Origin of the sequence: Aeromonas sp. 600886, assembly GCF_049174935.1 — a bacterium.
Lineage (GTDB): Bacteria > Pseudomonadota > Gammaproteobacteria > Enterobacterales > Aeromonadaceae > Aeromonas > Aeromonas veronii_A.
Genome location: NZ_JAAKUB010000005.1, coordinates 161580 through 175161 on the forward strand (window position 1 = coordinate 161580; position 13582 = coordinate 175161).

Here is a 13582-nt window from a genome sequence, read left to right on the forward strand (position 1 = left end):
CATGACAGCTCAACATTGTCGCTAACTAATTGGCTGCCAACTGATCATTGCCAATCTGTGACAGCAAACGGATGATAACGGCGGGCCCTGCGCCCGCCGCTTTCCCTTAATGCAAAGAGGATTTTCTATGGGCACCATCTTCACCCGCTGGATGGCCATCGTGCTGGCTGGTCTGCTGCTGCAAGGCTGCGGCTTTCACATGCGCGGCAACGGCATTCCGAGCGAGCTGATGACCATGAAGGTCGTGGGCGACAACAAGAGCGACTTCTACCGGATGGTTACCACCCGCCTGAAGGCCTCTGGCGTGACCCTGGCCGACAAGGAGGGCATTCCGGTGCTCACTCTGGGCGGCGTAGGCAGCACCAGTCAGGTCGCCTCGGTCAACGCGCTGGGGACGGACACCGAATATGTGCTGGGCTTTGGTACCCAGTTCACCATCTCGGTACCGGGCAAGCCGACTCAGGTCTTCCCCATCAACTTCAACCGCAGCTTCCTCAACAAGCCGGATGCAGCGCTCGCCTCCTCCCGTGAGCAGGAGCAGCTCAACCGCGAGATGCAGGAGCAGGCGGCCAATCAGGTGATCCGGCAGTTGAGTCAGGTCAGCTTCTGATGCGAGTACTTTGATGAGAGTCTACCCTGAGCAATTTGGTGACCACCTCAAAGCAGGGCTTCGGCCCTGCTATCTCGTTTTTGGCGACGAGCCCCTGTTGCGACTGGAGGCCATCGATGCCATCCGTCAGGTCGCCCGCAAGCAGGGTTTCGATGAGCGCCACACCTTCGTGGTGGAACAGGGGCTGGACTGGAATCAGGTCTACGATGCCTGTCAGGCCATGAGCCTCTTCTCCGCCCGCCAGATCATCGAGCTGGAGCTGCCCGCCAAGGTTGACAAGGATCTGGCCGCCCGCATCAGCGAAATCGGCAAGCAGCTTCATCCAGATTTGCTGCTGGTGCTGAGTGGCGGTCGCCTCAACCAGACCCAGATGAAGGCAGCCTGGTTCGACAAGCTCTACCAGATTGGCACCTATGTGCCGGTCAACCATCCGGAGCCCAAGTTCTTCCCGCGCTGGATGAGTGCCCGCTTTGCGCGTTTCGGCCTCAAGGCGCTGCCGGATGCCATCAACTTCATGTGCCACTCCTACGAGGGCAACCTGCTGGCCGCCAGTCAGGAGATCGAGAAGCTGACCCTGCTCTCGCCGCCCCAGCCCATCAGCGTCACCTATCTGCAAGAGACCATTATCCGCCACGCCCACTTCACCCCGTTCCAGCTGGTCGATACCCTGCTGGAGGGCAAGGTGAACCGGGCCCAGCGCATTCTGGCCGCCCTGCGGGCCGAAGGCACCGAGCCGGGGATGCTGGCCTGGACCCTCTGCCGCGAGCTGGAGCAGCTGACCGAGCTGTCGCTGGCGATGCGCAACGGCCAGCCGCTGGGTGAGCACTTCAGCCGCCTGCGCATCTGGCAGAGCCGCCAGCAGCTCATTCAGCAAGCGCTGACCCGCCTGCCATTTGCCAAGTTGCAGCAACTGTGGCAACTGATGGCCCAGCTGGACGATGCCCAGCGCCGCTTCGATACCGAACAGGCCTGGCTGATGCTGCAGACCATTGCCCTCGGCTTTCGTGATGGCACCCCGCTGCCGCTGGTGATGGAGAGCAGCCCGTGCTGAAGGCGCCCATTGGCCTGCTGGGGGGCACGTTCGATCCTATCCATATCGGCCATCTGCGCCCGGCCATCGAGGCGCGCGATGCCCTCGGGCTGGCCGAGATGCGGCTGATCCCGAACCATATCCCGCCCCACCGTGCCAATCCGTTCTGCTCCAGCGAACAGCGTCTCGCCATGGTCAAACTGGCGGCGGCAGAGAACCACCACTTTGTGGTGGATGAGCGGGAGCTGAGACGGGACAAGCCCTCTTACACCATCGATACCCTGATCGAGCTGCGTCGTGAACTGCCCGATACGCCGCTCTGTTTTCTGATGGGGATGGATTCCCTGCTGAGCCTGCCAAGCTGGCACCGCTGGCAGGAGCTGCTCGACTATGCCCATCTGGTGGTGAGCGTACGGCCGGGCTGGCAACCGGATTATCCGGCCGAGGTGGCGCAGTTGCTGGCGCGCCAGCACACCACGGATGCCAACGCGCTGCATCTGCGTCTGTCCGGCCATATCTGGCTGGCGGACAACCAGCCCATCGAACTGTCAGCCACCCGACTGCGGGCCTTGCTGGATGCGGGACAAGACACCCGCTACCTCTTGCCCGAGTCGGTTGCGCACTATATTGATCAACAGGGGCTCTACCGCGCCAACCGCCGCTAGCCTCTGTCGTAATCCCGCCTCACCCGATGGGAAACGGGAGTGACCATGATATAATCCGCCGCCCTGACGCAAACGCTGCGCGCCGGAATACAGGAGAGACTCATTGCAAGGCCAAGAATTGCATGCCTTTATCATCGACAAGATCGATGACATGAAAGGCCGCGACATCATCACCCTCGATGTACGCGGCAAATCCAGCATTACTGACACCATGATCATCTGTTCCGGCAACTCCAGTCGTCACGTCAGCGCCATTGCCCACCATCTGGCCAGCGAGGCCCGCCACGCGGGTCTGGATCTGCTGAGCGTGGAAGGGCAACTGAGCGGTGAATGGGTGCTGGTAGATATGGGCTCGGTGATCGTGCATGTGATGCAGGATGAACACCGTGACTTCTACCAACTGGAAAAGCTGTGGAGCGGTGCCGCTCAAATGAATACGTAATAAGAGCACAAGTGTAACGACCATGAAGATCCAGTTGATTGCGGTGGGCACCAAGATGCCCGCCTGGGTAGAGCATGGCTTCGAAGAGTATCGTCGCCGCTTCCCCAAAGACATGCCGTTTGAACTCGTCGAGATCGGCGCTGGCAAACGGGGCAAAAATGCCGACATTCCCCGCATCCTGCAGAAGGAAGGGGAAGCCATGCTGGCGGCTGCGGGGCGCTCGCGCATCGTTACCCTCGACATTCCGGGCAAGCCCTGGACCACGGAGCAGCTGGCCACCCAGCTGGAGGCGTGGAAACTCGATGGCCGCGATGTGGCCCTGCTGGTCGGCGGACCGGAAGGCTTGTCCCCCGAATGCAAGGCTGCCGCCGAACAGAGCTGGTCACTGTCACCGCTCACCCTGCCCCATCCGCTGGTGCGGGTGCTGGTGGCCGAGAGCCTCTATCGGGCCTGGAGCATCACCACCAATCATCCGTATCATAGAGAGTGAGCCATGCGTCTCTGGAGTCTCACCTCTCATATTCACCCCTATCACAGAGAGTGAACAATGCAGTTCCTGCTCTTATTGCCCCCAAGGGTCTTGAGGTAAAGGCATGCTGAAACAACGCATCGAAATGCGCGATCACAGTGCCGAGGGCAATCTGTTCTTCCGGCGCACCCTGGTAGCCTACATCGGTATCGTCGTGCTGATGCTGGTGCTGCTGGGCAATCTCTATTATCTGCAGGTCGAGTCCTACGACACCTACCAGACTCGCTCCAACTCCAACCGAATCCGCGTGGTGCCGGTGGCACCGCCACGGGGCCTCATCTATGACACCAACGGTGTGCTGCTGGCGGAAAACCGCCCAGTCTACAGTCTGGAAATCGTGCCGGAAGAGACCAAGGATCTCGAAAAAACTGCCGACCAGCTGATCACCCTGCTGGGTCTGCCGGAAGGCACCAAGGAGAAGTTCCTCGCCGAAGTGAAGCGCCAGCGCCGCTTCAAGCCGGTCGCCCTCTACGAGAAGCTGACCGAATATCAGGTGGCCCTCTTCTCGGTCAATCAGCATAACTACCCGGGCGCCAGCATCGAGGCCTACCTCAAGCGCTACTACCCGTTTGGCGACACCCTGACCCATGCGCTGGGTTATGTGGCCAAGATCAATACCCGCGACGTGGAACGTCTCGAAAAAGAGGACAAACTCGCCAACTATGCCGCCACCAAGGATATCGGCAAGCAGGGGGTGGAGAAGTATTACGAAGATGAGCTGCACGGTGTGGCGGGCTATCAGGAGGTCGAGGTGAACAACCGCGGCCGGATTGTCCGCACCCTCAAGTTCCAGCCACCTATTCCGGGCAAGGATATCTACCTCAATATCGACGTCCGGATGCAGCTCAAGGCCCAGCAACTGCTGGCTGGCCAGCGCGGAGCCATCGTGATGATGGACCCGAAAACCGGCGCCATCCTGGCCCTGGAGTCGAGCCCGAGCTATGACCCCAACCTGTTCGTGACCGGTATCTCCAGCGCCAACTACTCGGCGCTCCTCAACGATCCGGCGCGACCACTGGTGAACCGCACCACTCAGGGCATTTATGCCCCTGCCTCCACCGTCAAGCCCATGATGTCCATCATGGGTCTCAACGAGGGGGCCATCACCCCGGGCTACCGCTATTTCGGCGGCCCGAGCTTCTCCATTCCCGGTACCACCAAGAAGTTTCGCGACTGGCGCCGCTGGGGTCATGGCTGGCTCGATGTCTATCGCGCCATCGAGGTCTCGGCAGATACCTACTTCTACGATCTCGCCTATCGGGTCGGCATCGACAAGATCCACAGCTACATGACCAAGTTTGGCTTTGGTCAGTACACAGGGGTCGATCTTTATGAAGAGACCAAGGGGGTCATGCCGTCTCGTGACTGGAAAATGGCCCGTTGGCGCCAGCCATGGTATCAGGGTGACACCATCTCTGTCGGTATCGGTCAGGGCTACTGGAGCGCCACCCCGCTCCAACTGGCCAAGGCGATCAGCATCCTGACCCAAAACGGTCACGACGTCACCCCGCACCTGCTCAAGAGCACCGCCTCCCAGGCGGGGGTGGTCGATGCCCCCATCAACCCCAATATCGCCCTCAAGCTCAAGAACGACAGCTTCTGGAAAGTGGCACAGGACGGCATGTGGCGCGTCAACCATGGCAGTGAAGGCAGTGGCCGTCACTCGTTTGCCAAGGCGCCTTACTCCTCAGGCGGCAAATCGGGCACAGCCCAGGTAGTCGGTTTGAAGGAGAATCAGGTTTACAACATCAAGACGGTCAAGGCGGAGCATCGCGATAACGCTTTGTTCGTTGCTTATGCCCCATTCGAGGCACCCAAAGCGGTGGTAGCTCTGGTACTGGAAAACTCCATCGGAGGTGGTGGTGGTCGAGCTGCATCGCCCATTGCACGCCAGATGCTGGATGCCTATCTGCTGCCCCCTGATCCACAACTGCCACCGGCACCGGAAAAGCCGTCCCAACCGAGTGAGGTCGCTCCCAATGAGTAATTCTGCCCGCCAGCAGAGCATCTGGTACAAGCTGCATATCGACTTGCCCCTGCTGCTCGGTCTGCTGGCCGTGATGACCCTCTCCATGGTGGTGCTCTACTCCGCCTCCGGTCAGGATATGGACTCCATCGTGCGCCAGCTGGTGCGCGGCGGTCTCGCCTTTGCTCTGATGATCGGCCTGGCCCAGCTGCCCCCCTCCCTCTACGCCCGCTGGTCGGTGCCGCTGTTCGCCGTGGTGGTGCTGATGCTGATTGCGGTGGACGTGTTCGGCCACATCGGCAAGGGGGCCCAGCGCTGGCTCGATCTGGGCTTTATGAAGTTCCAGCCCTCCGAGGTGATGAAGCTCTCCATGCCGATCATGGTGGCCGCCTGGCTCAGTCGCCACTCGCTGCCACCCAAGTTCAGCCATGTGGTGATCGCCCTCATCATGGTGCTGCTGCCCACCCTGCTGATCGCCGCCCAGCCTGACCTTGGCACCTCCATTCTGGTGGCCGCCTCCGGCTTCTTCGTCATCTTCCTGGCGGGGCTCAGCTGGTGGCTGATCGGCTTGGCGGTCCTGCTGATGCTGGCCTTTATGCCGGTACTCTGGTTCTTCCTGATGCACGACTACCAGCGCCAGCGGGTGCTGATGCTGCTCGACCCGGAGAAAGACCCGCTCGGCCGCGGCTATCACATCATCCAGTCCAAAATTGCCATCGGCTCCGGCGGCGTCTTCGGCAAGGGGTGGCTGCAAGGGACCCAGTCCCAGCTGGAGTTCCTGCCCGAGCGCCATACTGACTTCATCTTCGCGGTATTCAGCGAGGAGTTCGGTCTGGTGGGGGTTGCCCTGCTGCTGGTGCTCTACCTCTACGTCATCAGCCGCTGCCTGTTTATCTCGATGCAGGCCCAGAACAGCTTCGAGCGACTGCTGGGCGGCGCCATCACCCTCACCTTCTTCGTCTATGTGTTCGTCAACATGGGCATGGTGAGCGGCATCTTGCCGGTGGTAGGGGTGCCCCTGCCGCTGGTGAGTTATGGCGGTACCTCCATGGTGACCCTGATGGCCGGCTTTGGCATACTGATGTCCATCCAGACTCATAGAAGGCTGCTGGCATGATGAGATGGATCTATTTGCCGGTGGTGGGTGTTCCCCTGCTGCTGGAGATCGATGGCAGCACCTCCATGGTGACCTTGATGGCCGGCTTTGGCATACTGATGTCCATCCAGACTCATAGAAGACTGCTCGCCTGATGAGACGGGTTGGATTGCTGCTCTCGCTCGCCACCACGATGGCGACCGCCGCCGTGGCGCCGGATCGGTTGGCCCTGCTCGCCGACCAGCAGCAGGTGCCGCTGGCGGAGCTGCAAGCGGCCGTCGCCCGAGCCCAATTACGGCAGGAGGTGCTCGACACCATCAGCAAGCCGTGGGAGGCCAAGCCCTGGCATCGCTACCGGCCGCTGTTTGTTACCCCGGATCGGATCCGTGATGGCCAGCAGTTCTGGCAACAACATGCCGAGACGCTGGCCCGCGCGGAGCTGACCTATCGGGTGCCCGCCTCGCTCATCGTGGCCATCATAGGGGTCGAGACCTTCTACGGTCGCCAGATGGGCCTCCATCCGGTGCTCGATAGCCTCTACACCCTTGGATTTCACTACCCGGAGCGGGCGGACTTCTTTGCCAAGGAGTTTGCCCAGCTGGTGGTGCTGGCCAAAGAGGAAGGGTGGCAACTCGATGCCCTCAAGGGCTCCTATGCCGGCGCCATGGGGATGGGGCAGTTCATGCCCTCCAGCTACCGCCACTACGCCGTCGACTTTGACGGGGATGGCAAGCGGGATCTGTTTGCCAACCCGGTCGATGCCATCGGCAGCGTGGCCAACTATTTTGCCAGCCACCAGTGGCGCTGGGGCGAATCCGTGGTGGAACCGGCCCAGATCGGGTTGATGGCAGTCGAACCTCTACTCAGGCCTGAGCCCGAGTTAACACAACAGTGGTCAGAACTGGCGGCGGCAGGGATTGAGCTCGCCACGCCGCTGGCCCCACAGACGCCGGTCAAGTTGCTGGCGTTTGCCCAAGCCGATGGACCGGAATACTGGGTCGCACGGCATAACTTTTATGTGATCACCCGTTACAATCGCAGCCCACTCTACGCGATGGCGGTGTATCAACTTAGCCAAGCCATTCAGGAAGCGTATGCATCTTCGTCACAAACTCCTCCCGCTCAGCCTGAGCTTGTTGCTGGCCGCCTGTAGCAGCCAGCCGGAACAGAGCGCCCCCGTAGAGCCGCAAGCACCGGTCAACAAGCCACCCGTTATCGAGATCCCGCAAGCCACCGGCGCCATTCCGCGCCCCGAGCCCCTGAGTGCCAGCGGCAACCGGGACTACTGGATCGGCAAGCAGAAGCACGAGGTGTGGCGCGACATCAAACACTACAGCGAAGAGGGCACCGCCAGCTGGCTGTCGCCGGATCTGGACGGCCAGAAGACCGCCAACGGCGATGTGCTGGACAGCAAGCTGTTCAGCGCCGCCCACCGCAACCTGCCCATCCCGAGCTATGTGAGGGTCACCAATCTGGACAACGGGCTGGAGACCATAGTGCGGGTCAACGATCGCGGCCCTTTCAACAGCCCGCGCCTGATCGACCTCTCCTATGCGGCGGCCAAGCAGCTGGAGATGGTCGATAGCGGCACAGCTCGCGTTCGACTGGAGCTGATCAACGACACCCCGGACCAGATGGTGATCATGGAACCGATGAAGCCCATCGAGATGACCCCGACCACCCCGCCAGCAACGGCATCCAACACAGTGGCGCAAGATGGCTTCCTGGGTGAACCAACCGCACTGGCGATGGCCACTCCCGCTGCCGAACCCGCTCCCGTCAAGGCGCCCGCGACCACGCCCGCCAAAGCGGCACCTGTCAAGCCAGCACCAGCCAAGGCTGCAGTGCCCGCCAGCAGTGGGGATGGCAAGATGATCCAGGTACTGGCCAGCGGCTCCCGGGATCGGGCCGAGGCGATGGGCAAGGTGATGACCCAGCGTTACGGCGTGCCCTACCGGATCGATGCTCATGGCGCCATTTTCCGGGTGCTGATTGGCCCGGTGGAGGCGGATAAACAAGCCGCACTGCTGGAAAAAGTACGGCAAGGGGGACTGGAACAGGCCTTTATCGTGCCCTGATCCCTCCTCTGACAGCGGCGGTGACCAATCTCCCGGCCCCGCCATCACGTCGCTTTATGGCGTGATGGCAGGGATTGATGGATAAAAAACCAGTCATGATCGCCATGTCGGACTATAACCTGCGGGCGCATCTGGTATAGTTAGGCCCGCATTTTATCCCCATCTGGCTCGCAGGAATTTCAAGATGTCCAAATTTGCCCGTTCAGTTCTTCTGGCCTCACTGATCAGCGTAACCGCTCAGGCCAATACGCCGGTGCCGACACCCACGCCGAACGCCAACCCAGTGGTGGTTCCCGCCGCGCCGGAGATCTCCGCCAAGGCCCATATCCTGATCGACTACTACTCCGGTCAGGTGCTGGCCGAGCAGAACGCCGACGAGCGTCTGCCCCCTGCCAGCCTGACCAAGATGATGACCTCCTACATCGTTGGCGACGAGCTGCACAAGGGGAACATCAAGGGCACCGACATGGTGACCATCAGCCAGAACGCCTGGTCCAAGAACTACTCAGACTCCTCCAAGATGTTTATCGAGGTGGGCAAGCAGGTCTCTGTCGATGACCTGAACAAGGGCATCATCATCCAGTCCGGCAACGATGCCTGCGTCGCCATGGCCGAACATCTGGCCGGCAGTACCGACTCCTTCGCCAGCCTGATGAATGCCTGGGCCGCCAAGCTCGGCATGAAGGACACCCAGTTCAAGAACCCCCACGGTCTGGATGAAGAGGGTCACTACAGTACAGCCCGTGATATGGCCCGCCTGGGTCAGGCACTGATCCATGATCAGCCGGAGGAGTACAAGATCTACTCCCAGAAATCCTTCGTCTTCAACGGTATCACCCAGCACAACCGCAACCGCCTGCTGTGGGATCAATCCCTGCAAGTGGATGGCATCAAGACCGGCCACGTCAGCCAGGTCGGCTATAACCTGGTCTCCTCTGCCACCAACAACGAAGGCATGCGCCTGATCGCCGTGGTACTGGGCGCCAGCAGCGAAGCCTCCCGCGCCGCCGAGAGCAAGAAACTGCTCACCTACGGCTTCCGCTTCTTCCAGAGCCTGACTCCGTACAAGGCAGGCACAGAGCTGGTCACCCAGAAGATCTGGATGGGCGACAAATCTGAAGTGAAACTGGGCGTCGACAAGGATGTCTCCGTGCTGGTCACCCGCGGTCAGGGCAACAACCTCAAGGCAGACTTCCAGCTCGACAGCGAGCTGAAAGCCCCGTTGGCCAAGGGTCAACGCGTTGGTACCGTGTTCCTGAAGCAGGGTGACAAAGAGATCAAGCAGGTACCGCTGGTCGCTCTGGAAGAGGTGCAGGAAGGTGGCTTGATGAGCCGTCTGTGGGACTACCTGGTACTGCTGGTCACCAGCTGGTTCAAGTAATCCGATGCACAATCCTCACCAAACAGCGGCGCCAACAGGCGCCGCTGCTGTCTGCGCCGGACAATGGCAGTGAATAACCCTGTAAACTGCAGGTTCCGCCTTACCCTGATTTGTGGTAAAAAGCAGCACTTCCATCCTTGTCTGACCGCTCCCGGCCTTGATCCCGGAGTTTGCGGCGCCCATATAGGGTTTAGCCGCACCCATACAGACTTGAAATGGCGGCCTCCACGGGCCATCGGCCACTAGCCATCCAAGATGAAGTCATCATGCTGATGACGAAAAAGGTGAGTAAATGAATACCAAGTTTGATGAACTGCTGGAGTTTCCCTGCAAATTCCCGTTCAAGGTACTCGGCATCGCGGATCCTGCGTTGCCGGATATGGTGGTTGAAGTGCTGCAGCAGCATGCTCCGGGCACCTACAGCCCGACCGTCCAGCCCAGCTCCAAGGGCAACTATCACTCGGTTCGCGTGACCGTGACTGCCCAGAGCAAAGAGCACATCGAAGCGATGTACACTGCGCTTGGCAAGATCGAGCTGGTGAAATACGTACTGTAATTTCTCTCTCGCCCCGTTCTGCGGGGCGACTGTTTTTGGCCGCAGCACGCCACGAGGACACCATGTCATCCCAGATCCCCGCTCAGCACAGCCTGATAGTCAGGCAGCTGGGTCGCCGCCCCTACCAGCCGGTATGGGACGCCATGAAAGCCTTCACCGACAACCGCACCAGCGACACCCCGGACGAGTTCTGGGTGGTCGAACATGACCCCGTCTACACCCAGGGCCAGGCCGGCAAGGCCGAACACCTGCTCAATCCGGGCAATATCCCGGTGGTGCAGAGCGATCGCGGCGGTCAGGTGACCTATCACGGCCCGGGCCAGCTGGTGCTCTACGTCCTGGTGGATGTCCGCCGCTGCAAATTCTCGGTGCGCGAGCTGGTGACCGCGCTGGAAACAGCCATCATCAACACCCTGGCCAAAAGCAATATCCAGGCCTATGCCAAGGCAGATGCCCCCGGGGTCTATGTGAAAAATGACCTTGGCATGGAGGCCAAACTGGCCTCGCTGGGACTGCGCATCCGCAAGGGTTGCTCGTTCCACGGGCTGGCCCTCAACATCAACATGGACATGACCCCCTTCCTGCACATCAATCCGTGCGGCTATGCGGGCATGGCCATGACCCAGACCAGCGCCCTGGGCGGCCCGCAGAGCGTGGCCGAGGCGCAATCCATTCTGGTGGCCGAACTGGCCAGCCTGATTGGCTATCAGACAATAACAAACACCGAGAGTGAATCATGAGCAAACCCGTTCGTATGGAGCCGGGCGTCAAGCTGCGCGATGGCGACAAGATGGCCCTGATCCCGGTGAAATTCATGCCGGATCCCAACGAAGAAATCCTTCGCAAGCCGGACTGGATGCGGATCAAACTCCCCCCTTCCAGCCAGAAGATCGAACACATCAAGAGCACCTTGCGCAAGAACAAGCTGCACTCGGTCTGTGAAGAGGCTTCCTGCCCCAACCTGGCGGAGTGTTTCAACCACGGCACGGCCACCTTCATGATCATGGGCGCGATCTGCACCCGTCGCTGCCCCTTCTGCGACGTGGCCCACGGCCGCCCGCTGGCACTCGATCCGGAAGAACCGAAGAAGCTGGCGCTGACCATCAAGGAGATGAACCTCAAGTATGTGGTGATCACCTCGGTGGACCGCGACGATCTGCGCGACGGCGGTGCCCAGCACTTCGCCGACTGCATCCGCGAGATCCGCGAGCACAGCCCGCAGACCCGCATCGAGATCCTGACCCCGGACTTCCGTGGCCGGATGGAGCAGGCCCTTGAGGTGTTCCGCGAAACGCCGCCGGACGTCTTCAACCACAACCTGGAAACTGCGCCGCGCATGTATCGCGTCGCTCGCCCGGGTGCCGACTACAAGTGGTCGCTGGAGCTGCTGCGCCGTATCAAGGAGATGCACCCCCATGTACCGACCAAGTCCGGTCTGATGATGGGCCTTGGCGAGACCAACGAAGAGATCGTCGAGGTGCTCAAGGATCTACGCGCTCACGGCGTCAACATGCTGACCCTGGGTCAGTATCTGCAGCCAAGCCGCCACCACCTGCCGGTCAAGCGCTACGTGCCGCCAGCAGAGTTTGACGAGCTGAAAGATGTCGCCATGGAGCTGGGCTTTACCCACGCCGCCTGCGGTCCTTTCGTGCGCTCCTCCTATCACGCGGATCTGCAAGCCAAGGGCGAAGAGGTCAAGTAACCTCGCACGATAGAGCGGCCAGTAACCGCCACCCTCGCAATGAGAAAGAGCGCCTATTGGCGCTCTTTCTGTTGGTGTCACTGACCGTTGCAGCTTGATCTACTCATCAGCCGTGGTCGAAGACCCCCTGCTGATGCCAGCGTTGCAACTGGGCCAGCACCCGGGTCTCTCGCGCCGTCCACTGGGGACAGGGCCCCGCCAGCTGGGTCTTGTTGGTCTGCAGCGCTTCGTCGAGGGCAAACCAGCCGGGCACGAAGCCAAGGCGGATCTCGTAGGGCTGTGGCTGTGGCTCCACCAGTTGATCACCAATCCGGCACAAGTAGTAGAGCGAGCGGATGCAGTAGGCATCGAACCCCGGCTCGCGGGCGGCGCGGTATTCCCGGGTCTCGCCAAGCAGGGTCCCTACTTCCAGCAACTCGGCACCACACTCCTCCTTCAGCTCGCGGGCCAGCGCCACATGGTGGTTTTCCCCCGCTTCAACGCCGCCGCCAGGAAACATCAGATCACCGTTGACCCGGGAGTGAACCAGCAGCAACTCGTCGCCACGGAGTACTACGGCACGTACCGTAAGGCGTTCCAGGGTATGGCCATCGGTGATCACCTCGCCATGGACAAACGAGAGGGAAAAAGGTGCGGGCCAGCAGCTGGCCGGGGATAGTGCAATCATCAGAGCCTCAGTGCCGATAGCTGCCATGTTTCAGTTGATCGACTATTTCAGCCGCTCGCACGTCGTAGGCATCCTGATCTGTTTTGCTCAGGGTGTGATAAATACCAAAACGCCTGGCAGAGACCTCTGGCGCATCCTGAAAAGACTCACTCACCTTGCCCCACAGATAGGCCAGCCCGTACTGCTTCTGGCCCATATAGAGGGTGCTGAGGGAGGTGAGCAGGCGGCTGTTTATCTTGTCACCTTCCCGATAGAGGGAGAGACCGTGATGCATGATGGAAATAGCTTTCTCGGGGTCGCTCTTGGCGTAGGCTCCGCCTAGGGCCAGCTGAAGTTCCGGTTCGTCGAGCACCTTGTTACCTTCCAGCGCCATAAACTGCTGACGGGCCAGCTCGTTGGTGTTGTTGGTCCAGTGCCAGAGCAGCAAGTAGGGATCCTGCGAGTTGCGGGTGGCCACATCGAGCTGGGCCAGCTGTTCGCCAGCCGCCAGCATCCCCTCCACCCGTGGGCTCTTCTGCTCGCGGGCATTCTTATACTCGATGTTGGTAGAGCGCTCGGCACACTTAAGATAGCGCTCAAGGTTGCGCATCAGCTCGTACTTGCGCCGATCCGTTCTCTCCTCCTTGAGATAGAAGCGGCTGCGGATCACATCGGTACGCTCGTAGCGACACCAGCCATCGTCCACCAGATCCTGACAGAGCTCGGCATGGTTGCTGCAGATATTGTGGATCCGATCGTCATTGCAGCCAGCTACGGCAAGGCCGACTGAAAGCATGATGAAGGTCTGTCGCAGGAGGAAATTGGCCATGATTCACATCTTGTTGGTAACGCGGGTTGGTAACAACTGAAGCCTCTGTCGG

The 13582-nt window shown here is 60.6% G+C and carries 16 protein-coding genes; 14 read left to right on the top strand and 2 right to left on the bottom strand.

The annotated features are described in order from the left end of the window. Window positions 1–127 precede the first annotated feature (127 nt). From lptE to lipA, 14 genes are all read left to right on the top strand, one after another. Window positions 128–610 carry an LPS assembly lipoprotein LptE gene (gene lptE, locus G5179_RS06040; RefSeq protein ID WP_005335160.1) on the top strand — a complete coding sequence of 161 codons (483 nt, stop codon included), beginning with the start codon at window positions 128–130 and terminating at the stop codon, window positions 608–610. Between the two features lie 13 nt (window positions 611–623). Continuing rightward, window positions 624–1661, top strand: a complete 1038-nt coding sequence (gene holA, locus G5179_RS06045; protein ID WP_005354117.1) for a DNA polymerase III subunit delta — start codon at window positions 624–626, stop codon at window positions 1659–1661. Continuing rightward, on the top strand, window positions 1655–2305 hold the full coding sequence (nadD, locus tag G5179_RS06050) for a nicotinate-nucleotide adenylyltransferase (RefSeq protein WP_421258047.1): 651 nt from the start codon (window positions 1655–1657) through the stop codon (window positions 2303–2305). Before holA ends, nadD begins: the two co-directional genes overlap by 7 nt. Window positions 2306–2408: 103 nt before the next feature. Next, window positions 2409–2747 (top strand): ribosome silencing factor, encoded by a 339-nt coding sequence (gene rsfS, locus G5179_RS06055; RefSeq protein ID WP_106842840.1) that lies wholly within the window; start codon window positions 2409–2411, stop codon window positions 2745–2747. 22 nt (window positions 2748–2769) lie between these two features. Further along, window positions 2770–3237: a 23S rRNA (pseudouridine(1915)-N(3))-methyltransferase RlmH gene (gene rlmH, locus G5179_RS06060; protein WP_005335166.1), complete on the top strand. Its 468-nt coding sequence runs from the start codon at window positions 2770–2772 to the stop codon at window positions 3235–3237. Window positions 3238–3340: 103 nt separating this feature from the next. Further along, entirely contained in the window at window positions 3341–5263 is a 1923-nt protein-coding gene (gene mrdA, locus G5179_RS06065; RefSeq protein WP_421258048.1) for a penicillin-binding protein 2, read from the top strand. Further along, on the top strand, window positions 5256–6359 hold the full coding sequence (rodA, locus tag G5179_RS06070; protein WP_005335170.1) for a rod shape-determining protein RodA: 1104 nt from the start codon (window positions 5256–5258) through the stop codon (window positions 6357–6359). Before mrdA ends, rodA begins: the two co-directional genes overlap by 8 nt. After that, a complete protein-coding gene (locus G5179_RS06075) occupies window positions 6356–6493 on the top strand; it encodes a hypothetical protein (protein WP_421258049.1) in 138 nt (45 codons plus the stop codon). Before rodA ends, G5179_RS06075 begins: the two co-directional genes overlap by 4 nt. Then, entirely contained in the window at window positions 6493–7491 is a 999-nt protein-coding gene (gene mltB / locus G5179_RS06080; protein ID WP_421258050.1) for a lytic murein transglycosylase B, read from the top strand. Before G5179_RS06075 ends, mltB begins: the two co-directional genes overlap by 1 nt. Further along, window positions 7433–8416 carry a septal ring lytic transglycosylase RlpA family protein gene (locus tag G5179_RS06085; protein WP_421258051.1) on the top strand — a complete coding sequence of 328 codons (984 nt, stop codon included), beginning with the start codon at window positions 7433–7435 and terminating at the stop codon, window positions 8414–8416. The genes mltB and G5179_RS06085 overlap by 59 nt, the downstream gene beginning before the upstream one ends. Window positions 8417–8600: 184 nt before the next feature. Then, window positions 8601–9797, top strand: coding sequence for a D-alanyl-D-alanine carboxypeptidase family protein (locus G5179_RS06090; RefSeq protein ID WP_216953014.1), 1197 nt, complete (start codon window positions 8601–8603; stop codon window positions 9795–9797). A 292-nt stretch (window positions 9798–10089) separates the two neighbouring features. Next, window positions 10090–10353, top strand: coding sequence for a DUF493 family protein YbeD (gene ybeD / locus G5179_RS06095; protein WP_005348100.1), 264 nt, complete (start codon window positions 10090–10092; stop codon window positions 10351–10353). A gap of 62 nt (window positions 10354–10415) precedes the next feature. After that, window positions 10416–11093, top strand: coding sequence for a lipoyl(octanoyl) transferase LipB (gene lipB / locus G5179_RS06100; RefSeq protein ID WP_216953013.1), 678 nt, complete (start codon window positions 10416–10418; stop codon window positions 11091–11093). Beyond that, window positions 11090–12055 carry a lipoyl synthase gene (gene lipA / locus G5179_RS06105; RefSeq protein WP_139740976.1) on the top strand — a complete coding sequence of 322 codons (966 nt, stop codon included), beginning with the start codon at window positions 11090–11092 and terminating at the stop codon, window positions 12053–12055. The genes lipB and lipA overlap by 4 nt, the downstream gene beginning before the upstream one ends. Window positions 12056–12161: 106 nt before the next feature. On the opposite strand, the gene G5179_RS06110 is transcribed toward lipA, so the two are convergent. Both G5179_RS06110 and G5179_RS06115 read right to left on the bottom strand, forming a co-directional pair. Then, a complete protein-coding gene (locus G5179_RS06110) occupies window positions 12162–12722 on the bottom strand; it encodes an NUDIX hydrolase (protein ID WP_216953012.1) in 561 nt (186 codons plus the stop codon). 7 nt (window positions 12723–12729) lie between these two features. Further along, on the bottom strand, window positions 12730–13530 hold the full coding sequence (locus G5179_RS06115) for a DUF2989 domain-containing protein (protein WP_216953011.1): 801 nt from the start codon (window positions 13528–13530) through the stop codon (window positions 12730–12732). Window positions 13531–13582: the final 52 nt, after the last annotated feature.